Raw genomic sequence first — 25,152 nt, 5'->3', positions numbered from 1 at the left:
GCGGGCCATTTTTCGTATACGTCCCACCAAGGCATCAGAAGAAATCCGCAGCCTCTTGCACCGCTCCCGCTTCACCTAAGGCAGTACATGCACCCATTTTTCCGCAATATGCGCCACCGCGCCACCGTGATCCTCACGGTGCTGATCGTGTGCGCGATTGCCAGCCTGATTTTCTCCGGCATGATCGGTTCGATCGCGATCCCGCTCGCCGACCTGCCTTCCGCCCTGCTCCATGTCGTGCAGGGCAAGACCGACACTCTCGCCGCCACCTTGCTTGACCTGCGCCTGGGCCGCGCGCTGACCGCCTTTGTCACGGGCGCGGCGCTGTCGCTGGCCGGCGTCATGATGCAGGCGCTGCTGCGCAATCCCCTGGCCGACCCGTATGTGCTGGGCATTTCCGCCGGCGCCTCCGTCGGCGCACTGGCCGCGCTGCTGTTCATGTGCGCGCTGTGGGTGGTCGATGCGGCCGCCTTTACCGGCGCCGTCGGCGTATCGATGCTGCTGTACTTTTTTGCCCGGCGCGACCTGCGCGGCGGCACGGCGGCCGAAGGCGGTGCCTCGCTCCTGCTACTGACGGGCGTGATCCTGGCCTCGGCCTGCATGGCCATCGTCACCTTGATGCTCTCGATTGCCCCGGAAAGCCGCTTGCGCAGCATGGTGTTCTGGATGATCGGCGACCTGTCCGGCGCACCGGCGCGGCTGATGCCCTGGCTGGTCCTGGCCGGCGCCCTGGTCTTCGCCTTGCGCTGCGCGCGCTCGCTGAACGTCATGGCGCTGCATGCGGAAGCGGCCAGCACCCTGGGCGTGCGCGTGGGCGCGCTGCGCAAGGGCCTGTTCTTCTGTTCCGGCCTGCTCACGGCCAGCGCCGTCACCAGCGCCGGCAGCGTGGGCTTCGTCGGCCTGATCGTGCCGCATGCGCTGCGTTTTGCCTGCGGCCCCGATCATCGCCTGTTGATACCCGCTGCCGCGCTGGCAGGCGGCACCTTCCTCGTGCTGGCCGATACCCTGGCGCGCACCGTGCTGGCACCGTTGCAGTTGCCCGTCGGCGTGGTGACAGCCATGATCGGTGCGCCCGTCTTCCTGTACCAATTGCACCGATTACGCCGCACATGATACGTACTTACCAACTCGGCCTGAAGGCGGGCACGCGCTGCCTCGTGGAAAACCTCATCTGGCACATCAGGGATGGCGAATGCTGGAGCGTGATCGGCCGCAATGGTGCCGGCAAAAGCACCTTGCTGCGCACCCTGGCCGGCTTGCGCGAACCGGATGCGGGCCACGTGACGATACAGGGCCGCGCCCTGATCGACTGGCCGCTCGACGCACTGGCGCGCGAACGGGCTTTCCTGGCGCAGGCGCGCCACGACGCGTTCTCGTACCGCGTCATCGAAACCGTGCTGTCGGCGCGCCACCCGTATCACGACAACCATTACTGGGAAGGCAGCGACGACCAGCGCATCGCCTTGGCGGCGCTGGCCTCGATGGAAGTGGAACACCTGGCCGAGCGCGATGTGCGCAGCCTGTCCGGCGGCGAACGTCAGCGTGTGGCGATTGCCGCCATGCTGGCGCAGGATACACCCTTGCTGCTGCTCGATGAACCTGCCAACGCGCTCGACCTGGCGCACCAGGTCAGCGTCATGGGCCTGCTGGCTAAGCTGTGCCGCGAACAGAATAAAACCGTGGTGATGGTGGGCCATGACCTGAACCTGGCGCACAGCGTCTCGACCCATGCGCTGCTGCTGATGGGCGATGGCGGCTGGCTGGCCGGTCCCGTGGCCGACGTGATGCAGGCATCCATCCTGGGCGACTACCTGGGCCACCCGATCGAGATCATCGAGCACGGCAAACGCAAGATATTCATACCAAAAGAGGATCAACAATGAACGATAACAAACCCGTCGACGCGGACACCGCCGCCATCAACGAGCGCCACCGCGTGCGCATGGAACGCAAAAAAGCCATCATCGACGCGGCCATCGCCAAGGCCGACAAGGAAATCGGCATCATCATCGTCAACACGGGCAATGGCAAGGGCAAGAGTTCGAGCGGCTTCGGCATGGCCATCCGCGCCATGGGCCACGGCATGAAAGTGGGCGTGGTGCAGTTCATCAAGGGCGCCATGTCGACGGGCGAAGAAAAATTCCTGCGCCGCTTCCCCGACGAAATCAGTTTTCATGCGATGGGCGAAGGTTATACCTGGGAAACGCAGAACCGCGAGCGCGACATCGAAAAAGCCGAACTGGCATGGGAGCAGGCGAAGACCTTCCTGGCCGACCCCAGCTACGGCCTGGTGCTGTTCGACGAACTCAATATCGCCCTCAAATACAACTACCTCGACGTGCATAAAGTCATCGCCGACCTGCTGGAACGCCCGGCCATGCAGCACGTGGTCATCACGGGCCGCGGCGCGCCCGATGAACTGATCGCGATCGCCGACACCGTCACCGAAATGGCCGTCGTCAAGCATGCGTATGCGGCCGGCATCGGCGCACAAATCGGCACCGAGTGGTAACAGCGCCATGACGCGCACCCTGGTCTTCGGCGGCGCCCGTTCCGGCAAGAGCGCCCATGCGGAAAAGCTGGCCCGCGAGTCCGGCAAGGAGGTACTCTACCTCGCCACCGCGCAGGCGGGCGACGGCGAGATGGCCACGCGCATCACGCATCACCGCGCGCAGCGCCCGGCCGGGTGGGTGACTATCGAAGAACCGCTGCGCCTGGGCGACGCCCTCCTGCGGGAAGCACGGCCCGGCCGCCTGCTGCTGGTCGACTGCCTGACCCTGTGGCTGACGAACCTGATGTTTTCCAGCGGCGAGACGTATCCGGACGTGGGCGACATCGCGCTGCCCGAACTGTTCCACAGCGAGCGCGCGCACCTGCTGTATGCGCTGGCGGAAATCGAAGACACAGCTTGCGACATTGTGCTCGTATCAAATGAAGTGGGCATGGGCATCGTGCCCTACGGCGCCATTTCGCGCTGCTTCACCGATGAAGCGGGCCGCTTGAACCAGGCCGTGGCGGCCGTCTGCGACAAGGCCGTGTTTGTCGCCGCCGGCTTGCCCCTGTACCTGAAAGGTGGCCCATGCTGAGCGGGCTGTCGCTGCCCATGCTGACCGCCTTGATGACGGCCGGCGTGCTGCTCGACCTGCTGCTGGGAGAAACGCGCCGCTGGCATCCGCTGGTGGGTTTTGGCCGCTTCGCCAACGCTCTGGAACGCCTGCTGAACCGGGGCCGTGGGCGTTTGCTGCGCGGTGCGCTGGCGTGGTTGCTGGCCGTGCTGCCCATCAGCTATGCCGCCTACTGGCTGTGCGGCCTGGCCGGCGCCGCCCTCCACGTCTTCTTGCTCTATCTTTGCCTGGGCCTGCGCAGCCTGCGCGACCACAATCAACCGATTGCCGACGCCCTGGCCATCGATGACCTGGACAACGCGCGCCTGCTGACGGCGCGCATCGTCAGCCGCGACACGGCCAATGCCGATGCAGCCAGCCTGGCCAAGGCCAGCACGGAATCCCTGCTGGAAAACGGCAACGACGCCGTCTTTGGCACCCTGTTCTGGTTTGCCGTGGCTGGCGGCCCAGGCGCCATCCTGTTCAGGCTAGCGAATACCCTCGACGCCATGTGGGGCTACCGCAACGCACGCTACGACTGGTTCGGCTGCTGCGCCGCGCGCATCGACGACGTCTTGAATTACCTGCCGGCGCGCCTGACGGCCATCTCCTATGTCATGCTGGGCAAGAATATGGCCGACAAAAAACGCGCCTGGCACTGCTGGCGCACGCAGGCGCCCAACTGGGGCAGCCCGAACGCCGGACCCGTGATGGCCAGCGGCGCCGGGGCTCTGGGCCTGGCTTTGGGCGGCGACGCCATCTACGACGGCGAGCTGGAGCGCCGCCCACCTTTGGGCAGCGGCCGCCCCGCCGAAGCGCGCGACATCGACCGCGCCTGGCGCCTGGTGGCCGAGACGGCCGTGTTGTGGCTGATCTGGATGGCGCTGCTGGCGGGCCTGTTCTACCTGAAGGGGAAATACCTTGCTTGAACATGGCGGCAACCTGCGCGACGCCGCGCGCGAATATGGACGGCCCATCGCCGACTGGATCGACCTGTCGACGGGCATCAACCCACACTGGTATGCAGCGCCAGCACCCGACGCCAACGCCTGGCACCGGCTGCCGGAAGCCGATCCCGCGCTGGCCGCTGCCGCCTGCGCGTACTACGACGCGCCGGCCATGCTGCCGGTCGCCGGCACGCAAGCCGCCATCCAGGCCCTGCCCCGGCTGCGCGCACCGTCGCGCGTGGTGGTGGCCGCGCCGTCGTACGCGGAACACGCGCACCACTGGGGCCAGCACGGTCACGAATTGCGACAAGTGCCGTATGCGCAGCTGGCCGATGCCGTCGACCACTGCGACGTGCTGGTCATCTGCAACCCGAACAACCCCACCGGTGAGCGCATCGCGCCCGCACTGCTGCTGGAATGGGCAGGCAAGCTGGCCGCGCGCGGCGGCTGGCTGGTGGTCGACGAAGCGTTTGGCGACACGGAAGCGCAAGCCAGCCTTGGGCCGCACACAGGCCAGCCGGGCCTGATCGTGCTGCGCTCGGTGGGCAAATTCTTTGGTCTGGCGGGACTGCGCCTGGGCTTTGTCGCCGTCCATCCCGCCCTGCTGGTGCAACTGGCCGACATGCTGGGACCGTGGAGCGTCAGCGGCCCGGCACAGCAGGTGGCGCTGGCTGCGCTCACCGACACGCACTGGCAGGAAGCGATGCGCGAACGCCTGCGCGGCGAAGGCGCCCGCTTGCATCAGCTGTTGGCCGCGCACGGCATCGCCTGCAGCGGCACGGCGCTGTTTCAGTGGTGGCCGGAAGCACGCGCCGAAACGTTCTGGCGCCACATGGCGGAAGCAGGCATCTGGGTGCGCCTGTTCCGCCACGCAGCCCACGGCATCCGCCTGGGCCTGCCCCCCGACGAACACGCCTGGCTGCGCCTGCAGCAGGCCCTCACCACATGGAAGCACACATGAAAATCCTGAAAATATCGCTGCTGCTGGCTGGACTGGTCTCGCTGCAAACACACGCCGCCATCAGCGTGCGCGACGACGACGGCAATACCGTCACCGTGGAAAAGCCGGCGCAGCGCATCCTGGCGCTGGCGCCGCACGTGACGGAGCTGCTGTTCGCGGCCGGTGGCGGCGAAAAGATCGCCGGCGTCGTCAGCTACAGCGACTATCCGGAAGCGGCAAAGAAGATCACGCAAGTGGGCGACAACCGCCAGTACGACATGGAGCGCATCATCGCCCTGAAGCCGGACCTGATCGTCGTGTGGATGCATGGCAGCGCCGAACGCCAGATCGCCATGCTGCGCCAGCTGAAGGTGCCCATCTATCACAGCGAACCGCGCAAGCTGGCCGATATCCCCGACAGCATGGAGCGCCTGGGCCAGTTGATGGGCACGGAAAAAACCGCCAAACCGGCAGCCGCCCAGCTGCGCGCCAAACTGGCCAGCTTGACGGCGCAATACGCGCAGCGCCCGCCCGTGCGCGTGTTTTACCAGGTGTGGGACAAACCGCTATATACCTTGAGTGGCGCGAGCATCATCAGCGACTCCATGCGCCTGTGCGGCGGCCAGAATGTGTTCGCCGCGATGAAGGTAGTGGCGCCCGTCGTCACCCCGGAAGGCGTGCTGCAGGAAGACCCGGAAGTCATCTTCGGCACCAGCGAAAAAAGCGATCCGCGCAGCGAAGGCGGCCTGGCCATGTGGCGCGCCTTCCCGTCGATGACGGCCGTGCGCAAGAATAACCTGTTCCGTCTGAATGGCGATTTTCTCAACCGCGCCGGCCCGCGCATGATCGATGGCACGGCCGCCATGTGCGAACAGCTGGAGGTGGCGCGCCAGCGCCGCACCAGCAAGGCGGCGCAATGAGCCACGCTGTGAGTCACTACCAGCGCATCGCCTGTTTGTCGACGGAAGCCGTGGAGACGCTGTATGCGCTGGGCGCGGAAGACGTCATCGCCGGCATCTCCGGCTTTACCGTGCGCCCTCCCCGCGCGCGCGAGGAAAAGACTAAAATCAGCGGCTTTTCGTCCACGAACCTGGAACGTATCCTGGCAGTGAAGCCGGATCTCGTGATCGGTTTTTGCGACATGCAGGCCGATATCTGCCGCGACCTGGTCAAGGCCGGCATCGAAGTGCACCAGTTCAACCAGCGCACGGTGGAGGGCATCCTGCGCATGATCGCCGTGCTGGCCGCCCTGGTGCAGCGCGAAGAAGCGGGCAAAGTACTGATCGCCAGCCTGCGCGCCGACATCGCCGCCGCCCGCACCCGCGCCGCCCCCTGGGCGCGCAAGCCCGTGATGTACTTTGAAGAGTGGAACGATCCCCTGATGAGCGGTATCGGCTGGGCGGCGGAACTGATCGAGATCGCCGGCGGCACGGACGCCTTCCCGGAATTGTCCGCACATCCCGGCGCGAAGGAGCGCATCATCGCTGACTCCCATGACGTGGTCGCACGCGCGCCCGACATCATCCTCGCCAGCTGGTGCGGCAAGAAGTTCCAGCCGGCGCAGCTGGCGGCACGCCCGGGCTGGGATGCAATTCCCGCCGTGCGCAATGGAATGCTCTTCGAAATCAAGTCGCCCGACATCCTGTCACCCGGCCCTGCGGCGATTACCGAAGGGCTGCGCCAGATCAGCGACATCATCGCAGCCTGGCAAGAGCAGCAAACATGAAGAGTCCCTTTCCCGCCCTGATGGTGCAAGGCACGACGTCCGACGCGGGCAAGAGCACCGTCGTCGCAGCCCTGTGCCGATTATTGAAACGCCGTGGCGTAACGGTAGCGCCGTTCAAGCCGCAAAACATGGCCTTGAATAGCGCCGTGACGAGCGATGGCGGCGAGATCGGCCGCGCGCAAGCCCTGCAAGCGCTGGCCTGCGGCATCGCGCCGCACACGGACATGAATCCGGTGCTCTTGAAACCGTCATCGAACACGGGGGCGCAAGTGATCATCCATGGCAAGGTGCGCGCCGAGATGGATGCACGCGACTACCAGCAATATAAAACCATCGCCATGGGCGCCGTACTGGAATCATACGCGCGCTTGCGCCAGCAGTACGACGCCGTCGTCGTCGAAGGCGCGGGCAGCCCGGCAGAAGTGAACCTGCGCGCGCGCGACATCGCCAACATGGGCTTCGCCGAAGCCGTCGACTGCCCTGTGATCCTGGTGGCCGACATCGACCGTGGCGGCGTCTTCGCACACATCATCGGCACCCTGGCGTGCCTGTCCGACAGCGAGCGGGCGCGCATCGCCGGCTTCGTCATCAACCGCTTCCGCGGCGACATCTCGCTGCTTACGCCCGGCATCGAGTGGCTCGAACAGCAGACGGGCAAACCCGTGCTGGCCGTGCTGCCCTATCTGCACGGCCTGTTTCTCGACGCGGAGGACGCCGTCGAAGCGATGCAGGCCGAACGGGGCGCCTTCAAGGTGGTGGTGCCGCAACTGCCGCGCATCAGCAACCACACGGACTTCGACGCGTTGCGCGCCCACCCCGAGGTCGACCTGCAATTCATCCAGCAAGGGCAGCCGATTCCAGCGGCCGACCTGGTGATCCTGCCTGGCAGTAAAAACACGCGCGGCGACCTGGCCTGGCTGCGGCAGCATGGCTGGCCCGCCTATCTGGCGAAACACCTGCGCTACGGCGGCAAGGTGCTGGGCATCTGCGGCGGCTTCCAGATGCTGGGGCAAAGCGTGCGCGATCCGCTGGGCGTGGAAGGCGCAGCGGGAGAGTCAACGGCGCTGGGATTGCTGGACATGGTGACGGAACTGACAAGCGAAAAACGCCTGGAACAGGTGAGCGGCCGCTGCGCGTTTGCCGGCGCGGCCGATGCGCGCGTCGCAGGCTATGAAATCCACATGGGCGTCTCGCATGGCGCGGCGCTGGCGCAGCCGGCCTTTGTCATCGATGGGCGGCCGGAGGGCGCCGTGTCGGGCGACGGGCAAATCCTCGGCAGCCATTTGCACGGCATGTTCGATACGCCCGCCGCGTGTTCGGCGCTGCTGCGCTGGGCGGGGCTGGACTCCGGCCACACGGTGGACACGGCCGCCCTGCGCGAGGCCAGCCTGGAGCGGATTGCCGACGCGGCGATGCCGTTGATGGATGCGCTGGAACGACTGCCACGTTGATGGTGGTGTCGGGTTACGCCGTACCGGCTAACCCGACCTACTCACACAGGCACGTGGCAGCACCCCTTAATTTTTCAGGCACGTGCCCATATACGAGCGGTCGGTCGAGAATTCGACCGCCATGCTCGACGACACCGGCATGAACATCGAATAATCCGCCGGCACGTCGGCGGGATCCTTGAACACGGCGACGCCATCGAAATCGACGGCCTGCGCGCCCAGGCCCAGCTTGTTGACGGTGATGGTTTCGGCGTGCGTCTTGCCAGCGGTGTTGTTGGTGATGGTGGCGGTGCTGCCGGCAACGACGATCTTCGCGCTGATGCCAGGCGCAGCGCAAGCGTAACTGCCGGCGATTTCGGTGCCGATCTTTTGTTGTTTGGCGGCGACGATGGTGCCCACGCGCAGCACGTTCTGCTGGTTGCGGCTGTAGCGGTCGATGAACAGCGCCAGCCCACGGTCGCCCGCGTGCACGTGCACGATGCCGAAGTCCTGGTCACCCTGGCGGGCGACGAGCAAGCCATTCTTCGCATCCTTGACCAGGGTCAGGCTGGCGTTTTCCGCTTCCAGCTGCGGCGATACCGCGGAACACACGCCTTGCGCATTGAACACGCCGCCATTGCACAGTTGCGCACTGCCATCGGCCGCCACCTTGAGACTTCCTTTCGGATTGAAACGGTCGCCGCCGTTCGAGGCATTGCGCATGGCGCCCAGGAAAATATAGCTGCCGGCCAGCTTGGCCACGTCCGTGACGGCATAGCCGCTGCCGCTGACATTGGAATTCATGTTGCCCAGTTTCACAGTCCCTGTCAGCAAGCGCGTGCGCGCGTCGACACTCAGGCTCAGGTCGGTGCCGGCATAGGTCGTGATACTGCCGGTGGTGGTGGCGCTGAACGTGCCGCTGCGGTCGACCAGGCCGAACTGCGTCGACAGCACCTTGACGTTGAAGGTTTTTTTGGCGCTGTCGAACGTGATGCGCCACGTGTCGCCGATATCGGCGGCCACGTCATACACGCTTTCATCGGCACTGGCGCCGGCGATGACGCTCAGGCCAGCCTGCTTGGCCACGGCTTCGGATGCCACCGTCACGCTGTCGGCGGGAACGACGGGAGGCGTGACCACGACGGGCGGCGTGACGGGTGCATCCGGCGTGCCGCCATCGCTGCCGCCACCGCATGCGGACAGGGCCGCGCCAAATAAAACGATCGAAATTGCATTCTTCATCAGTGACCTTCCAGGATTGCGGGACAAATTGCGAATGACACAGGACTCGCAACGACAACGCTCATGCTAGATCCGGCTGGAAGTTATTACTATAGGACAATTGTTCTATGGACTTTCTACGGCAACATCTCGGTCAGCACAGTCAGCGCCGCGGCCAGCGCCGTCTTGTTGCCGACATCGAGCTTGGCATATACGCTGTGCAACTGATTCCTGACGGTGGCCGGCGATACCCCTTGTTGCCGGGCAATATCCTTGTAACTGAGGCCGGTGGCCGCCAGGCGCGCCACAGCGCTTTCGACGCCGGTCAGCGACCGCCCCGCCGGGCGCTGCGCCAGCTGGATATACAGGTAGCCGCCCAGTTCCGTCACTTGCGCCACCAGGGTTTTGCCCGTGTAGCGGCCGAGGCCGGGGCGCCGCAATTGTGCAACAAAGTCCGCCGGCAACATGGGCGGGTCCCATTCGGGCCACTCCCGCTGCAGCATGTCGGCGGCAATCGGCTCCATATATTGCAGGCAGCCATTCAGGCTGGCCAGCAGGCGCACACTGCCAGGTGACGGCTGCGTATCCGTTGCCAGGAACAAACGGCTGTTGATCGCCTGCGCCTGGGTCAGGTGCGGCAACAGCAGGTTGCCCAGTTCAATTTCAGTAGCGGAATAGGCGCGTTCCGGCCCTGCCCGCCACAAGGCAATCAGGTCCAGGTTGGCATGGTGGGTGGCCGGTGAAATCAGCACCATGCTGTGGGCAATCGCATATTTCCTGCAGTAGGCATGCAAGTCCAGGTAGCGCCGATCGATCTCGGCCGACGCCATCGTCACGCAGCGGCCGCGCGAACGGCAGGCATCGGCCAGGATCGTGTCCGGGCTGACGAGCGCCTTGCGGTCCGCCAGTTTCTCTATCGGTTGCTGATACATGTGCAGGCTGTGCAGCGAAATCGCCATGTCAGGAGAAAAAGAGGCGGCGATGATGGCGGCGGAATCGAAGGAAAGCGCCTGCCTCAGCATGTCGAGCGCCTGTCCCTGGAACTCGCCCGTCGTGCATTCCTGCGCACTGCCATACAGATTCAGGATCAGGTGATTCAATTCTCTCATCGTACCGAGTCCGTTTTCATCCAGGAATGGCGGCATTGTGCTGCGCGGCAAGAGGCATGTCAACATAGCAATTATAGCCAAGCAGAGGGCACGGACGGCACGCCTGCGCCATTTATGTGACAATTCGTCGTACTGTCGGCTCCGTTTTTCCTCCTCAGGCTCGCATCCATGACCAGTTCCCCGATTAAAAGCTACCTTCCCTGGGTGGTCGCCACCGCCCTGTTCATGGAGCAACTCGACTCCACCATCGTCAACACCGCCATCCCCGCCATGGCTGCCAGCCTGAACGTGACGCCGCTGAGCCTGAAGGCCGTCGTCACCAGCTACATCCTGAGCCTGGCCGTGTGCATTCCCATCAGCGGCTGGATGGCCGACCGCTTCGGCACGCGGCGCGTGTTTTCCGCCGCCGTTGCCATCTTTACCCTCGCCTCCATCCTGTGCGGCCTGTCCGTGAATGCGCCCATGCTGGTGGCCGCGCGCCTGCTGCAAGGGGTGGGCGCGGCCATGATGATGCCGGTGGGCAGGCTCACCATCATCCGCACCTTTCCCAAGTCGCAACTGCTGGCGGCCATGAATTTCGTCATCATCCCCGCCCTGATCGGTCCCCTGCTGGGACCGACGGTGGGCGGGCTGATCGTGCACTGGCTGTCGTGGCGCGAGATTTTCTTCGTCAACGTGCCTGTCGGCCTGGTGGCGCTGTACCTGGCGCACCGCTACATGCCCGATTATTACGGCGACAAGCCGCGTCCGCTGGATCTGATCGGCCTGGTGCTGTTCGGCACGGGCATCGCGCTGCTGTCGTGGCTGCTGGAAATCTTTGGCGAGCACCGCATCGACGGCACCTCGTTTGCCGTGCTGCTGTTCATTTCCATCAGCCTGCTGGCCGCGTATGCCTGGCATTCGAGCGAAGTGCTGCATCCGCTGCTGCGCCTGACCCTGTTCAAGATCCGCACCTTCCGCGTCTCCGTGGTGGGCGGCTTCGTCACGCGTCTGGGCGTGGGCGGCCTGCCCTTCCTGTTGCCGTTGCTGTACCAACTGGGCCTGGGCTTGCCCGCCTGGCAGTCGGGCTTGCTGATGATGCCGTCGGCCGCGGCCGCCATGGGCATGAAATTCATTTCCGCGCGCGTGCTGGCCCGCTTCGGCTACCGCCAGGTGCTGATCGTCAACACCGTACTGATCGGCGTCACCATCGCCATGTTTTCGCAGGTGGGCGTGGGCACGCCTCTGTACGTGATCGTCGCCATCAGCCTGTGCATGGGCTTTTTCAATTCGCTGCAGTTTTCCAGCATGAACACCATCGCGTATGCCGACGTCGACAAGAGCGATTCGAGCATGGCCAGCACCATCGCCAGTTCGATGCAGCAATTGTCGATGAGCTTTGGCCTCGCCTTCGGTTCGCTGATCACGGGCTGGTACCTGGGCGACATGCCGCAGTCGGACCGCGCCATGCTCAGCACGGCCCTGCACCACGCCTTCCTCACCCTGGCAGCCTTGACGGTGCTGTCTTCGCTGACCTTCTGGACCTTGCGCCGCGACGATGGCGAAAGCATCAGCAAGGGCACGGACAGCGACGAGGAAGATGCGGCCGACGTGAAGGCCCAGGCCGTTGTCCAGACGGAAGTGCAAACCACGAAAGGCTGAGCCACATCAAGCTTGCCGCCAGCACCGCTGGCGCTTTGGCCTGCCGCTGCTACCGTGACGGCAGGAGGTGCACATGGCGGCCGAACGGCGCTTTGCGTGGAAGGGCACGGACCGCCATGGCAAGGCGGTCGATGGCGTCTTGCGCGCGGCCGACGCCAGCGCTGCCAAGGCCGCGCTACGACGCCAGGGCATCCTCGCGAAGCGGGTGCAGGCTGCGCGCAGCGCGCCCGGCAAAACCATCACGCGCAAGGATATCGCCCTGTTCACGCGCCAGCTGTCGACCATGATGGCGGCCGGCGTGCCGCTGCTGCACGCCTTCGACATCGCCGGCAAGGGCCACGCCAAACCCGCGGTCACGGAGCTGATGCGCGACTTGCGCCACGACATCGAAGCGGGCAGCAGCCTGCAGCAGGCATTTCGCCAGTTCCCGCTGCTGTTTGACGAGCTGTACTGCAACCTGCTGGCGGCCGGCGAACAGGCGGGCATCGTGCAGGAATTGCTGGCGCGCCTGGCCACGCACCAGGAAAAAGCCATCACCCTGCGGCGGCAAGTGCGCGGCGCGCTGATGTATCCGCTCGTCATCGTGCTCGTCGCCATCCTTGTTACGGCCATCATCATGAGCGTGGTCGTGCCCGCTTTCCGCCAGGTTTTCGACAGTTTCGGCGCACCGTTGCCATTGCCTACCCTGCTCGTCATGGGCGTGTCCGCCTTCCTCGTGCATTACTGGCTGGCCTTGCTTGCGACGCTCGTGTTCGCTTGCGTGCTGCTGCACCTGGCCTGGCGCCGCTGGCCCGCCCTGCGGCGCAACACGCAACTGCGAGCTCTGCGCCTGCCCGTCTTCGGTCCACTCTTGCGCAAGGCGGCAATCGCCCGCTGGACGCGCACCCTGGCGGCCATGTTCGCCGCCGGCGTGCCGCTGCTCGATTCGCTCGGCCTGGTGGGCGCCGCCTCCGGTCACCCGCTGTACCAGGAAGCGACGACGCGCATCGAACGCGAAATCCGCGCCGGCGGCAGCCTGGCCCTGGCCATGGAACACAGCGCCGTGTTTCCCCCGCTGCTGACGCAGCTGGCCCTGATCGGCGAGGAATCGGGCGCCCTCGACGCCATGCTGTCGCGCGCGGCCGACATCATCGAGGCCGACATCGACGCCACCGTGGCCACCCTTTCCACGCTGCTGGAGCCGGCGCTGATGGTCGTGCTGGGCGTGCTCGTCGGTTCCCTCGTGATCGCTCTGTATTTGCCGATTTTCAAGCTGGGGGCGGTGATTTGACCATACACCCTGCGCAAAACGTCCCCATGCATCGGCAGATGTTTTACACTGCGGCAGTGCCAGGCAATGTTTGCGCGGCAACATCATCACCTCAGACTAGTCCACCATGCTGCAAGATACCCTGCTGTTCGCCGCGCCCGGCAATCTGCCCGTCGCCCTCGTCGCCGCCCTGTTCGGCCTGATCGTCGGCAGTTTCCTGAACGTGGTGATCCACCGCGTGCCGAAAATGATGCAGCGCGAATCCGATAATTACGTGGCGGAAGAAAGCGGCTTGCCCTTGCCGCACACGGACCGCTACAACCTGATGCTGCCGCACTCGAACTGTACCGCTTGCGGCCACCGCATCACGGCCATGGAAAACATTCCCGTCCTCAGTTACCTGCTGCTGCGCGGCAAGTGCAGCGCGTGCAAGTCGCCCATCTCCGTGCGCTACCCATTAGTGGAAGTGCTGACGGGGGCCCTGTCGGCTCTGTTGATCTGGCACTTCGGCAGCGGCTGGACCGGTCTCGCCACGCTCGTGTTTGCCTGGCTGCTGATCGCCATGACCTTCATCGATGCCGATACGCAAATGCTGCCCGACGACCTCACCTTTCCTCTGCTGTGGGCGGGACTGCTGGTCAATATCAACGGTACTTTCGTGCCGCTGCAAGACGCCGTCATCGGCGCGGCCGCCGGCTACCTGGCCTTGTGGGCCGTGTACTGGGCCTTCAAGCTGGCGACAGGCAAGGAGGGAATGGGCTATGGTGACTTCAAATTGCTGGCGGCGCTAGGTGCGTGGCTGGGCTGGACCATGCTGCCGACGATCATCCTGTTGTCGTCGCTGGTGGGCGCCGTGGTCGGCATCGGCCTGATCGTGTTTGCCAAGCGCGGGCGCGACAAGCCGATTCCGTTCGGCCCCTACCTGGCCGCCGCGGGTCTCATCGCCCTGCTGTACCGCACGCCCCTGTCACAACTGACGCTGGGCCTGGCCGGCTGATAGCCTTCCTTTGGAAACATACATGCACATACAAAACGCCCCCTATTTCAGCGTCGGTCTCACGGGCGGCATCGGTTGCGGCAAAAGCACGGTGGCCGACCTGTTCGCCGCGCGCGGCGCTTCCATCGTCGACACCGACCTGATCGCGCACAGCCTGACGGCGCCAAACGGTGCGGCCATGCCGGCCCTGGTGGCGGAGTTCGGCGCCGACTATGCGGACGCGCGCGGCGCCCTCGACCGTACCAAAATGCGCAACCTCGTGTTTGCCGACGCCGCCGCCAAGGCGAAACTGGAAGCCATCCTGCACCCGCGCATCCGCCAGGCCACCCTGGCGGCGGCCGAAGCAGCAACGGGCAGCTACGTGATCTTTGCCGTGCCCCTGCTGGTCGAGTCGGGCGGCTGGGTGGAGCGGGTCAACCGGGTGCTGGTCATCGATTGCCTGGAAAGCCTGCAAGTGTCGCGCGTGATGGCGCGCAATGGCTTATCGGAAGAACAAGTCAAAGCCATCATGGCCACGCAGGCAACGCGCGCCATGCGCCTGGCGGCGGCGGACGATGTGATCGACAACAATGGCGATTTGGCGTCCCTGGAACCGCAGATTGCCCAGTTGCACGATTTATATCTGGCATTTTCAAAAAGAATGGCCGGAATGGCCCCGCAACGTTTGTAATTTGTCGACGCTTGGTTCAAAATCACGGGATTGTTTGCAGGTCCTTACTTAAGGGAATTATTTTGATTGTCTACGAATACCCTTTCAACGAACGCATACGTACCTTGTTGCGGCTGGAAGACCTGTACGACAAATTCAAGTTCTTCATCCAGCAAGAGCATGCAATGCAGCACCATGTTGCCTTGGCAACTATTTTCGATATGCTCGAAGTGGCCGGCCGCGCCGACCTGAAGTCCGACCTGCTGCAGGAACTCGAACGCCAGCGCCAAAGCCTGCTCGGTTACCGCAGCAATCCGAATGTGGAACCGGAAACCCTCGATGCCATCCTCGCTGAACTCGACAGTGTCAGCGGCGCCCTCGTGGCGGCGCAAGGCAAGACGGGACAGAATATCCGCGACAATGAATGGCTGATGAGCATCCGCGGCCGCACCATCATTCCGGGCGGCGCGTGCGAATTCGACTTGCCGTCGTATTTTGCCTGGCAAAAACGCAGCTCGGAACAGCGCCTGACCGATATCCACGCGTGGTTCGCCCCGCTGGCACCGCTGTTCGATGCACTGGCCCTGGTATTGCGCCTGCTGCGCGATTCCGGCGGACCCGTTAAACTGATCGCCAATGGCGGCAGCTACCAGCAAATGCTGCAAGGCAAGGTGTACCAGATGCTGCGCCTGAGTCTGGATGAAAACAGCGGCGCCATCCCGGAAATTTCCGCCAACAAATACATGCTGTGGGTACGCTTCACCACCCAGGGCGGCGACTTGAAACCCAAGCCGCTGGAAGAAGATGTCCCGTTCGAGCTCACGCTCTGTAATTTTTAACTGTTACTTATTTGCCCCATCATGACCGTTGTTAACTGCCCTACCTGTGCCGCCAAAGTCGAATGGACTGAAGCCAACAAATTCCGCCCCTTCTGCTCGGAACGCTGCAAGCAGATCGACCTGGGTGCCTGGGCCGAAGAGAAATACACGATCCCCGCCGCCGACCCGTTTGAAGATCCCCTCGCGGACGAAGACAACAAGCCGCAGTAAGCTCTAATAAGCCACCATAAGCCTCAAATAAACGGATTTTCCAGGCGCAGCCCTTGCGCCGCGAAACTGTCGAGCCTGCCGCTAACCACCGTCAAGCCATAGGCGATGCCCATCGCCGCGATCTGCCTATCGACGCCGTGCGCGTGGCCACGGCCATGCAGGCGCGCGCACACGAGCGCGCAATCGAGGTCAAATTCCAGCAAACGGGGCGCATATTCCGCCAGCACGGCTTCCAGCCAGCCTTCCAGCGCCAGTGCTTCCAGCGCCGCCTCGCGCCGCCAGCTGCACTGTATCCCTGCGCGCAATTGCGCGATCACCTGCACCGGCACATAGCGCATCTCCGGCGCCACCCGCTCAAAAAAACCGGCCACGCCCGCCGGCACGGCGCCGCCCTTGCGCGCAGCAACGATCACATCGGCATCGAGCAGATAGCCGGGCATCAGCGTGGCGATTCAGGAGCGGCGCTCGAAATCCGCATCCAGCCCCACGTCGGGCATGCTGCGCAAAATATCGTCGAGCGGGCGCTTCGGCAACGGCCGCAAGGCGCTGCGCAGGATGTCGCGGTGCTCGTCCTCGATGCTGCGCCCATGCGCTCGGGCACGCTTGTGCAAGGCGGCGATCAGCAATTCATCGATATCGGTAAAGGTCAGTGTCAGCGGCATGCGAGACTCCCCTGTGCGTGATGAAAGCACTGTAGCGCAAAGCGCGCGCGATACAAGGAAAGTAAGAGGAAAGCTTGCGCCAGCACGCAGCATGCTGCTGCCCGCTGGCACAAGTGTGGGGATCAGGCGGGCAAGAGGGATTCCCGGCGTACCTCATCCAACCATTCCAGCAGGGGAATGGTGGCCGGCAGCAGGGGTTCCACGCCGACCGTGCCCTGCCAGGCGAACGCCTGCCCTTCCAGGCTTTGCGGCTCGCCCCGCCATTCGCGGCTGATGTAGAAATGCAGGCGCACATGGGCGTGCGGATACACATATTCGACGCCGCACCAGGCTTCGGCACTGTCGATATGCAGCCCCAGCTCCTCGACAAACTCGCGTTTCAAGGCATCAAAAATGGCTTCGCCCGGTTCGACTTTACCACCAGGAAACTCCCAATAGCCGTCATACGGCTTGCCGGCCGGGCGCTGGCCCAGCAGCACGTCGCCATTCGGCTTCATCAGGATGCCGACGGCGACGTCCACCGGTTTGATTTTCACGTCGCTCATTGCGGCATCTTTCCCGCAGGAAGTTTCCCCGCATAATCGCGCGCGAATTGCCAAGCGACACGGCCCGAACGCGAACCGCGCTGCAAGGCCCAGCGCAGGGCGTCGCCGCGCGCTTGCGCGATCTGTTCCTGGGTGCAGCCGAACGAAGCGAGCCAGTGCGCCGCGATATCAAGGTAATCGTCCTGCTTGAACGGGTAGAACGACAGCCACAGGCCGAAGCGCTCAGACAGCGAGATTTTCTCTTCCACCGTCTCGCCCGGATGCAGATCGCCATCGTCGTCCGTCTTGTAGCTGCTGTTGTCCGACATGCGTTCCGGCATCAGGTGACGGCGGTTCGAGGTGGCGTAGATCAGCACATTGTCCGATTGCGCGGCGATGCTGCCGTCGAGCGCCACTTTCAGCGCCTTGTAGCCGCTCTCGCCTTCTTCAAACGACAGGTCGTCACAAAAGATGATGAAGCGTTCGGGGCGCGCCGCCACCAGGTCGACGATGTCGGGCAAGTCGGCCAGGTCCGCCTTGTCCACTTCGATCAGGCGCAAGCCCTGGTCGGCGAACTGGTTCAGACAAGCCTTGATCAAGGAGGACTTGCCCGTGCCGCGCGCGCCCGTCAACAGCACGTTGTTGGCCGGACGGTTACTGACGAACTGGCGCGTGTTCTGCTCGATCTGCGCCTTTTGCATGCCGATATTGTGCAAGTCATCCAAGGCGATGTTCGACACGTGGGCTACGGCCTGCAAATAAGGCAGCGCGCCCTGGCGCCGGCGCCAGCGGAAGGCAAAGCTGTTCCAGTCGGTGGCCGGCAAGGTCGGCGGCAAGATCGACTCGAGGCGCGCCAGCACCCGCTCGGTGCGGATCAGGAATTGATCGAGACTGGTCATGAGCGGTAGTCGGCGTTGATCGACACGTAGTCATGCGACAGGTCGCACGTCCACAGGGTGGCCGTGGCATCGCCGCGCGCCAGCTTGACGCGGATGGTGATTTCGCTTTGCTGCATCACGCGCTGGCCATCCTGCTCCTGGTAGTCGGGGTTGCGGCCGCCGTTCTTGGCCACCCACACGTCGTCCAGGTACAGGTTCAGCTGGCCCACGTCCAGGTCGTCCACGCCCGCGTAGCCGATGGCGGCCAGGATGCGGCCCAGGTTCGGGTCGGAGGCAAAGAAAGCCGTCTTCACCAGTGGCGAATGGGCGATGGAATAGGCGATCTTGCGGCACTCTTCCACGTTGCGGCCGTCTTCCACGGTCACCGTCATGAATTTGGTCGCGCCTTCGCCGTCGCGCACGATGGCTTGTGCGAGAAAAGTAGACAGTTCGGTGACGGCCGCCGCCAGTGCCGCATAGTGCGGCGAGTCGATGGAATCGATGACCAGGCTGCCGGCGCCCGTGGCCACCAGCATGAACGAGTCATTGGTGGAGGTGTCGCCGTCGATGGTGATGCAGTTGAACGATTTGTCGGCCGCCTGCTTCACCAGTTCGTCCAGCACCGGTTGCGCCACGGTGGCGTCAAACGCGAGGAAACCGAGCATGGTGGCCATGTTCGGCTTGATCATGCCGGCGCCCTTGCTGATGCCCGTCAGGGTCACCGCGTGGCCACCGATGGTGACGCTGCGCGAGCCGGCTTTCGGCTGCGTGTCAGTGGTCATGATGGCTTCGGCGGCCGAGAACCAGTTGTCCGACGTCAGCGCGGCCACGGCTTGCGGCAAGCCGGCGACCAGGCGCTGGACCGGCAAAGGTTCGAGGATCACACCCGTGGAAAACGGCAGGATTTGCTGCGGCGTGCAGCCCAGCAGCTCGGCCAGCGCGGCGCAGCTGGCCTGCGCGTCGGCCAGGCCCGATTCGCCCGTGCCCGCATTCGCGTTGCCCGTATTGACCAGCAGCGCGCGGATAGGCGCGGCGCCGGCCGTCACTGCCGCCAGGTTGGCTTTCGAAATTTGCACGGGCGCGGCGCAAAAGCGGTTCAAGGTGAACACGCCGGCCACGGTGGCCGTCGGCGCCAGTTTCAATACCAGCAAATCCTTGCGGTTGGGTTTCTTGATGCCGGCTTCGGCAACACCGATTTCAATGCCGGCGACGGCTTTCAAGTCGGCGGCGACGGGCTTGGGAGAATTGACGGCCATGGTGAGTTCTTCTGCGAGGGAAAATGGAAGCGCTATTGTAGCGCCTTCGCGGCGCCGGTGAACATGCGTACCGACAGATGCGCGCGCGTCAATTGAAACGGCATAAAAAAACGGAGACCGCGGTCTCCGTTTTTGCTCAAGCTGTCAAACCGGCTTTACGCCAATTTTCCATGACAAGCTTTGTACTTCTTGCCGCTGCCGCAAGGGCATGGGTCGTTACGGCCCACTTTGACACCCATGCTCACGCTCATGTCGTCGACGTTGTCCATGTTGCCGCCGGCCACAGGCGCCAGCAGTTCTTCCGGCGCCGCGTTCGGGTCGAATTCAGCGTGCTGGTAATGCACGTTTTCCACGTGCGACTGCTGCATCGCCTGTTCGGCCGCATCGACTTCTTCACGCGACTGGATGCGTACCGTCATCACGTGTTTCGTGACGTCGTTCTTGATCATGTCGAGCATCTGGCCAAACAGTTCAAACGCTTCACGCTTGTATTCCTGTTTCGGGTTCTTCTGCGCATAACCGCGCAGATGAATACCCTGGCGCAGGTGATCGAGCGCCGCCAGGTGTTCGCGCCAGTGGCTGTCCACGCTTTGCAGCATGACATTGCGTTCGAAGCCGCCAAACGATTCCTTGCCGACGATGTCGATCTTCGACTGGTACACGGCGTCGGCCGCGGCCAGCACTTTGTCCAGGATCTCTTCGTCCGTCAGGGTCGCATCGGCTTCCAGCATTTGCTGCAGCGGCAAGTCGAGCTGCCATTCGCCGGCCAGGGTATTTTCCAGCCCCTTGATATCCCACTGCTCTTCCACCGATTCATGCGGCACGTACTCGTGCACCAGGTCGGTGAACACGCCATGGCGCAGGGAAGCGATCATGTCCGAGATATCGGTCGTTTCCAGCAGCTCGTTACGCTGCTGGTAGATGACCTTGCGCTGGTCGTTGGCGACGTCATCGTATTCCAGCAATTGCTTGCGGATGTCGAAGTTACGCGCTTCGACCTTGCGCTGGGCCGATTCGATCGAACGCGAGACGATGCCTGCCTCGATCGGTTCGCCTTCCGGCATTTTCAGGCGGTCCATCACGGCGCGCACGCGGTCGCCGGCGAAGATGCGCAGCAGCGCGTCGTCGAGCGACAGGTAGAAGCGCGACGAACCCGGATCGCCCTGGCGGCCGGCACGGCCACGCAACTGATTGTCGACGCGGCGCGATTCGTGGCGTTCCGTGCCGATGATGTGCAAGCCGCCCGCATTGACCACGTGGTCGTGCAGCGATTGCCATTCATCGCGCAAGGTCTGCGACTGGGCTGCCTTGTCGGCGTCGCTCAGTTCAGCATTGGCTTCGATGAACTTGATCTGGTTTTCGACGTTACCGCCCAACACGATGTCCGTACCGCGACCGGCCATGTTGGTGGCGATGGTGATGGCTTTCGGACGGCCTGCCTGGGCGATGATTTCCGCTTCGCGCGCATGCTGCTTCGCGTTCAGCACGTTGTGCGGCAAATTGGCCTTGGTCAGGATGCCCGACAGCAGTTCCGAGTTCTCGATCGAGGTCGTGCCGACCAGCACGGGCTGGCCGCGCTCGTAGCAGTCGCGGATGTCGTTCAACATCGCGTTGTATTTTTCCGCCGACGATTTGTAGACCTGATCCTGGCGGTCCTTGCGCTGCAGCGGACGGTTTTGCGGGATCACGACCGTTTCCAGGCCGTAGATTTCCTGGAATTCGTACGCTTCGGTATCGGCCGTACCGGTCATGCCGGCCAGCTTGGCGTACATGCGGAAGTAGTTCTGGAAGGTGATCGAGGCCAGGGTCTGGTTCTCGTTCTGGATCTTGACGCCTTCTTTCGCTTCGACGGCCTGGTGCAAGCCATCGGACCAGCGGCGGCCCGTCATCAGACGGCCCGTGAATTCATCGACGATCACCACTTCATTGTTCTGCACCACATAGTGCTGATCCTTGAAGTACAGCGCATGCGCGCGCAGGGCCGCATACAGGTGATGCACGAGCGTGATGTTGGCCGAATCGTACAGCGACGCGCCTTCCGGCAGCAGGCCCATTTCCATCAGGATGCCTTCGGCCTTTTCATGGCCGGCTTCCGTCAGCAGCACCTGGTGCGCTTTTTCATCCTTGGTGTAGTCGCCCGGCACGTCAACCTTGCCCTTGCCGTCCGGCGTTTCTTCGCCGATCTGCAAGGTCAGGCGCGCAGGCACTTCATTAATCTTGTGATACAGGTCGGTATGGTTTTCGGCCTGGCCCGAAATGATCAACGGCGTACGCGCCTCATCGATCAGGATCGAGTCGACTTCATCGACGATGCCGAAGTTCAGGCTGCGCTGCACGCGTTCGCGCGCTTCGTAGACCATGTTGTCGCGCAAGAAATCGAAACCGAATTCATTGTTGGTGCCATACGTGATGTCGGAGTTGTACGCCTGCTGCTTGGCGCTGTGCTCCATCTGCGACATGTTCACGCCAGTCGACAGGCCCAGCCATGCATACAGGCGACCCATGGTCTCGGCATCGCGCTGCGCCAGGTAATCATTGACGGTGACGATATGCACGCCCTTGCCCGACAAGGCATTCAGGTAGGCTGGCAAGGTTGCCATCAGGGTCTTGCCCTCGCCCGTGCCCATCTCCGCGATCTTACCGAAATGCAAGACCATGCCGCCGATCATCTGCACATCGAAATGGCGCATGCGCAGGACGCGCTTGCTGGCCTCGCGGCAGACGGCAAATGCTTCCGGCAACAAGGCATCGAGCGATTCGCCAGCGGCGATGCGTTCCTTGAAGGCAGGCGTCTTCGCTTGCAGCTCGGCATCCGACAGCTTTTCGATGGCCGGCTCGAGCGCATTGATCTCGCGTACCGTTTTTTGGTATTGCTTGAGCAGCCGCTGGTTGCGGCTACCGAAAATCTGGGTCAGTAATGACATGCTTGAATTCTTGAAAAAACGCCGTTAAAAAAAGCTCGGTAGGGAACAACGAGGGAGTAATCGCGTCACCGCACGGAGTTCGACTATGGCAAAAGACGATGATTTTATCATGCGTTCCCGACATGGTTGGGGTAATGCGCCATATAACAATAGCTTAATGACAAACAAATGGCAGAAATTGCGGACATTTTCCATACTGTAAGGCAATACGGCCCGCCCGCCCACGCCGCACCCGCCGCAGCACTCGTCATGCGCGGGCGAGTGTGCTATGTTTCGGCCATGCGAACTCCCACTTATTCTCCGGCGCCGCGCCGCGGCTACGGCTTTGCCCGTTCAGGCCCGGCCGTCACGGGCGCAACCGATTTTCTGCGCGGCAACGCCACGATGGCCTCATTGATGCCCACCGTCACGCGCCTGGCCGCCCTGCAAAAAGATTGCGCCAAGGCCTTGCCGGCCATGTTCGAGCATTGCGACATCCTGCAATTCGAGGGCGGCCAACTGGTGCTGGCCACGCCGAACGCGGCGCTCGCGGCCAAGCTCAAGCAGCAATTGCCGAAACTGCAAGGGGAACTGGAAAGAAAGGGCTGGCAGATTTCAGGCATCAAGCTGAAAGTGCAAGTCATCAAGAGCATCGCACCCATCGTGCATACGCGGGCGCTGGTCTTGCCGGAAAAAGCCATGTCGGCCCTGGAAGAGCTGAGCACGGCCCTGCCCGCGTCGAAACAGAACGAGCAATTGATCGCGGCGCTGCGCAATATGGTCCGCCACCACCGCGAACCAAAGGACTGAGAATAACGGCGCTAAATTAACGCATATCGGGTAGGACGGATTACGCGGGGCGTCGCCCCGCTCATCCGACTTACGTCAGCGACCACTCGCGCTCCATCTGGCGCAAATACGATTGCGGCGCCGCCTCGTTCGTGGCGAACGACACGATTTCATACGCATCGGGCTGCTCCAGCAGCGCCAGCAGCAGCTGGTTGTTCAGCGCGTGGCCCGACTTGTGCGCCGTGTAGTACGCGAGCAAGGGGTGGCCCACCAGGTACAGGTCGCCGATGGCGTCGAGGATCTTGTGGCGCACGAACTCGTCTTCATAGCGCAAGCCGTCGGCGTTGAGGATGCGGTACTCGTCCATGACGATGGCGTTTTCCAGCGAACCGCCACGGGCCAGGCCCATGCCGCGCAAGCTTTCCACGTCCTGCATGAAACCAAAGGTGCGTGCGCGCGCCACGTCGTGCACGTAAGACACGTCGCCAAAATCGACCGAGGCGCGCTGCATCGTGCCATCGACGGCCGGATGGTTGAATTCAATAAAAAAATCGAGCTTGAAGCCGTCGTACGGCGACAAACGCGCCCATTTCTCCGCGTCGCCCTTGCCGTGACGCACTTCCACGGGCTTGATGACCTTGATGAATTTCTTCGGCGCCGACTGCTCTTCCACGCCAGCCTGCTGCAGCAGGTAGACGAAGGACGAGGCGGAACCGTCCATGATGGGAATTTCTTCCGCATTCACGTCGATAACCATATTGTCGACGCCCAGGCCCGCCGCGGCCGACATCAGATGTTCCACGGTAGACACCCTGGCGCCATCCTTGATCAGCACGGAAGCCATGCGCGTATCGCCCACGGCCATCGCGCTGGCGGGAAACTCGACGATGGGATCGAGGTCGATGCGGCGAAACACGATGCCCGTGTCGATCGCGGCAGGACGCAGGATCAGCTCGACCTTGGTGCCGGAGTGCAAACCGACACCGATGGTGCGGACCTGTTGTTTGATGGTGCGTTGTTTTAACATGGCACGATTATATCCAGTTGCGGCGTGGAATGCTGACCGGCAAAGAAATGCTAGGGATGCTCACTTTCCACATGCACGGCCTCGCGCCGCACCAGGTAGATGCCGCTGGCGATAATGATCGCCGCGCCAAGCAAGGTATAGCGATCCGGCAGCGCCTGCCACAGCAGCCAGTCTATCGCCACGCCCCAGGCCAGCGCCGTGTACTCGAACGGCGCCACGATTGACGCCTTGCCGGTGCTGAAGGCCTTGGTAATCGCCAACTGCCCGAAGAAGCCTGACAGCGCCAGCACCATCAAGATCGAGCCATGTTCGGCACGCACAGGCACCCAGATATGCCACGCCAGCGTTACTGCGCCAACCGACATCAGCGTCAGCAGCCAGAACATCATCGCCTCGGTGCTGTCGGTGCGCGCCAGCACGCGCGCGCTGATGGCCGACACGGCGTAGCAGGCAGCTGCCACCAGAATCGCCAGCCCGCCCAGCGACAGGAAGCCGGTGCCTTCGGGGCGCAGCACCACCAGCACGCCCAGCAGGCCGACGCCAATCGCCACCCACTGCCCGCGGCCCACGTGCTCCTTCAGCACCCACACCGACAGCGCCGTGATCAAAGCCGGCGCGATGAAGAAGATCGAATATGCCTCGGCCAGCGACAGCGACTTCAGCCCGAAGGCAAAGGTGGTCAGCATGGCGATGCCGAGTGCGGCGCGCAACAGGTGCATAGGCCAGCGTATGCGGAAGATGCCCTTGAACGCACCGCGGTACAGCATGTAGCCGCACAGCAGTGGCAACGAACTGAGCGAGCGCATCGCCGTGACCTGCGTGGCGGGATAATGGGCAGACAGCAGCTTCATGGCGGTATCCATGCACGAGAACATGGCGACCGCAATCAGCATCGCATAGATGCTGTGCAGATTTTCTTGACGAGAAGACAGGGAAAGCTCCTTGACGACAGGCCCGGGGCGGACCACTGGGAACGTCATTATGGCGACGTCCGGAGCCAGCACAGCGGAGGCGCTGCCGGGATTGATTATAGCAAGCCGGCCAGCTCATC

Annotated in this window: 26 protein-coding genes; 16 read left to right on the top strand and 10 right to left on the bottom strand. The window is 63.4% G+C overall.

Annotation, left to right across the window (positions count from 1 at the left end):
- Positions 1-87 precede the first annotated feature (87 nt).
- From P9875_RS05940 to P9875_RS05900, 9 genes are read left to right on the top strand one after another with little or no spacing between them, the layout of a single operon-like run.
- Entirely contained in the window at positions 88-1,113 is a 1,026-nt protein-coding gene (locus P9875_RS05940; RefSeq protein ID WP_278317825.1) for a FecCD family ABC transporter permease, read from the top strand.
- Entirely contained in the window at positions 1,110-1,883 is a 774-nt protein-coding gene (locus tag P9875_RS05935) for an ABC transporter ATP-binding protein (RefSeq protein ID WP_035824908.1), read from the top strand. The genes P9875_RS05940 and P9875_RS05935 overlap by 4 nt, the downstream gene beginning before the upstream one ends.
- Positions 1,880-2,512, top strand: a complete 633-nt coding sequence (gene cobO, locus P9875_RS05930) for a cob(I)yrinic acid a,c-diamide adenosyltransferase (RefSeq protein WP_035824906.1) — start codon at positions 1,880-1,882, stop codon at positions 2,510-2,512. Before P9875_RS05935 ends, cobO begins: the two co-directional genes overlap by 4 nt.
- Before the next feature lie 7 nt (positions 2,513-2,519).
- Positions 2,520-3,086 carry a bifunctional adenosylcobinamide kinase/adenosylcobinamide-phosphate guanylyltransferase gene (gene cobU, locus P9875_RS05925; RefSeq protein ID WP_278317824.1) on the top strand — a complete coding sequence of 189 codons (567 nt, stop codon included), beginning with the start codon at positions 2,520-2,522 and terminating at the stop codon, positions 3,084-3,086.
- Positions 3,080-4,033, top strand: coding sequence for an adenosylcobinamide-phosphate synthase CbiB (gene cbiB, locus P9875_RS05920; protein ID WP_278317823.1), 954 nt, complete (start codon positions 3,080-3,082; stop codon positions 4,031-4,033). The genes cobU and cbiB overlap by 7 nt, the downstream gene beginning before the upstream one ends.
- On the top strand, positions 4,026-5,012 hold the full coding sequence (gene cobD / locus P9875_RS05915) for a threonine-phosphate decarboxylase CobD (protein WP_278317822.1): 987 nt from the start codon (positions 4,026-4,028) through the stop codon (positions 5,010-5,012). Before cbiB ends, cobD begins: the two co-directional genes overlap by 8 nt.
- Entirely contained in the window at positions 5,009-5,911 is a 903-nt protein-coding gene (locus P9875_RS05910) for a cobalamin-binding protein (protein WP_278317821.1), read from the top strand. The genes cobD and P9875_RS05910 overlap by 4 nt, the downstream gene beginning before the upstream one ends.
- Positions 5,908-6,717 (top strand): ABC transporter substrate-binding protein, encoded by an 810-nt coding sequence (locus tag P9875_RS05905; protein WP_278317820.1) that lies wholly within the window; start codon positions 5,908-5,910, stop codon positions 6,715-6,717. The genes P9875_RS05910 and P9875_RS05905 overlap by 4 nt, the downstream gene beginning before the upstream one ends.
- Positions 6,714-8,168: a cobyric acid synthase gene (locus P9875_RS05900; protein ID WP_278317819.1), complete on the top strand. Its 1,455-nt coding sequence runs from the start codon at positions 6,714-6,716 to the stop codon at positions 8,166-8,168. The genes P9875_RS05905 and P9875_RS05900 overlap by 4 nt, the downstream gene beginning before the upstream one ends.
- Before the next feature lie 66 nt (positions 8,169-8,234).
- On the opposite strand, the gene P9875_RS05895 is transcribed toward P9875_RS05900, so the two are convergent.
- Entirely contained in the window at positions 8,235-9,389 is a 1,155-nt protein-coding gene (locus tag P9875_RS05895; protein ID WP_051959387.1) for a hypothetical protein, read from the bottom strand.
- A gap of 116 nt (positions 9,390-9,505) precedes the next feature.
- Positions 9,506-10,477 (bottom strand): helix-turn-helix domain-containing protein, encoded by a 972-nt coding sequence (locus tag P9875_RS05890; RefSeq protein ID WP_161784208.1) that lies wholly within the window; start codon positions 10,475-10,477, stop codon positions 9,506-9,508.
- A gap of 168 nt (positions 10,478-10,645) precedes the next feature.
- Here P9875_RS05890 and P9875_RS05885 point away from each other — a divergent pair, with 168 nt between their 5' ends.
- From P9875_RS05885 to yacG, 6 genes are all read left to right on the top strand, one after another.
- Positions 10,646-12,118 carry a DHA2 family efflux MFS transporter permease subunit gene (locus P9875_RS05885; RefSeq protein WP_278317818.1) on the top strand — a complete coding sequence of 491 codons (1,473 nt, stop codon included), beginning with the start codon at positions 10,646-10,648 and terminating at the stop codon, positions 12,116-12,118.
- A gap of 73 nt (positions 12,119-12,191) precedes the next feature.
- Positions 12,192-13,388 carry a type II secretion system F family protein gene (locus P9875_RS05880; protein ID WP_278317817.1) on the top strand — a complete coding sequence of 399 codons (1,197 nt, stop codon included), beginning with the start codon at positions 12,192-12,194 and terminating at the stop codon, positions 13,386-13,388.
- Between the two features lie 106 nt (positions 13,389-13,494).
- Positions 13,495-14,364 carry a prepilin peptidase gene (locus P9875_RS05875; protein WP_278317816.1) on the top strand — a complete coding sequence of 290 codons (870 nt, stop codon included), beginning with the start codon at positions 13,495-13,497 and terminating at the stop codon, positions 14,362-14,364.
- Between the two features lie 22 nt (positions 14,365-14,386).
- Complete coding sequence (gene coaE, locus P9875_RS05870) at positions 14,387-15,034, top strand: dephospho-CoA kinase (protein ID WP_278317815.1); 648 nt, start codon at positions 14,387-14,389, stop codon at positions 15,032-15,034.
- A gap of 62 nt (positions 15,035-15,096) precedes the next feature.
- Positions 15,097-15,852 (top strand): cell division protein ZapD, encoded by a 756-nt coding sequence (zapD, locus tag P9875_RS05865; RefSeq protein ID WP_035824877.1) that lies wholly within the window; start codon positions 15,097-15,099, stop codon positions 15,850-15,852.
- A gap of 18 nt (positions 15,853-15,870) precedes the next feature.
- Positions 15,871-16,062, top strand: a complete 192-nt coding sequence (yacG, locus tag P9875_RS05860) for a DNA gyrase inhibitor YacG (RefSeq protein WP_034748814.1) — start codon at positions 15,871-15,873, stop codon at positions 16,060-16,062.
- A 23-nt stretch (positions 16,063-16,085) separates the two neighbouring features.
- Here the strand turns inward: yacG and P9875_RS05855 are convergent, their stop codons facing one another.
- The 6 genes from P9875_RS05855 to secA all read right to left on the bottom strand — a co-directional run bounded on the left by P9875_RS05855 (position 16,086) and on the right by secA (position 22,306).
- Positions 16,086-16,502 (bottom strand): hypothetical protein, encoded by a 417-nt coding sequence (locus tag P9875_RS05855; protein WP_278317814.1) that lies wholly within the window; start codon positions 16,500-16,502, stop codon positions 16,086-16,088.
- Between the two features lie 12 nt (positions 16,503-16,514).
- Complete coding sequence (locus tag P9875_RS05850; protein ID WP_278317813.1) at positions 16,515-16,724, bottom strand: FitA-like ribbon-helix-helix domain-containing protein; 210 nt, start codon at positions 16,722-16,724, stop codon at positions 16,515-16,517.
- Between the two features lie 122 nt (positions 16,725-16,846).
- Positions 16,847-17,269: an NUDIX domain-containing protein gene (locus tag P9875_RS05845; RefSeq protein WP_278317812.1), complete on the bottom strand. Its 423-nt coding sequence runs from the start codon at positions 17,267-17,269 to the stop codon at positions 16,847-16,849.
- Entirely contained in the window at positions 17,266-18,147 is an 882-nt protein-coding gene (locus P9875_RS05840) for an ATP-binding protein (protein WP_278317811.1), read from the bottom strand. The genes P9875_RS05845 and P9875_RS05840 overlap by 4 nt, the downstream gene beginning before the upstream one ends.
- Positions 18,144-19,382, bottom strand: a complete 1,239-nt coding sequence (argJ, locus tag P9875_RS05835) for a bifunctional glutamate N-acetyltransferase/amino-acid acetyltransferase ArgJ (protein ID WP_278317810.1) — start codon at positions 19,380-19,382, stop codon at positions 18,144-18,146. The genes P9875_RS05840 and argJ overlap by 4 nt, the downstream gene beginning before the upstream one ends.
- Positions 19,383-19,537: 155 nt before the next feature.
- On the bottom strand, positions 19,538-22,306 hold the full coding sequence (gene secA, locus P9875_RS05830; protein WP_035824866.1) for a preprotein translocase subunit SecA: 2,769 nt from the start codon (positions 22,304-22,306) through the stop codon (positions 19,538-19,540).
- Between the two features lie 279 nt (positions 22,307-22,585).
- Here secA and P9875_RS05825 point away from each other — a divergent pair, with 279 nt between their 5' ends.
- Positions 22,586-23,095 carry a DciA family protein gene (locus P9875_RS05825; RefSeq protein ID WP_034748833.1) on the top strand — a complete coding sequence of 170 codons (510 nt, stop codon included), beginning with the start codon at positions 22,586-22,588 and terminating at the stop codon, positions 23,093-23,095.
- Positions 23,096-23,165: 70 nt separating this feature from the next.
- Here the strand turns inward: P9875_RS05825 and lpxC are convergent, their stop codons facing one another.
- Both lpxC and P9875_RS05815 read right to left on the bottom strand, forming a co-directional pair.
- Positions 23,166-24,101, bottom strand: a complete 936-nt coding sequence (gene lpxC / locus P9875_RS05820) for a UDP-3-O-acyl-N-acetylglucosamine deacetylase (protein WP_099403245.1) — start codon at positions 24,099-24,101, stop codon at positions 23,166-23,168.
- Between the two features lie 50 nt (positions 24,102-24,151).
- Positions 24,152-24,994, bottom strand: a complete 843-nt coding sequence (locus P9875_RS05815) for a DMT family transporter (protein ID WP_099403246.1) — start codon at positions 24,992-24,994, stop codon at positions 24,152-24,154.
- Positions 24,995-25,152 lie beyond the last annotated feature (158 nt).

Source organism: Janthinobacterium rivuli, assembly GCF_029690045.1.
In the GTDB taxonomy this organism is placed as follows: domain Bacteria; phylum Pseudomonadota; class Gammaproteobacteria; order Burkholderiales; family Burkholderiaceae_D; genus Janthinobacterium; species Janthinobacterium rivuli.
This window is presented reverse-complemented; position numbering and strand designations above follow the sequence as displayed.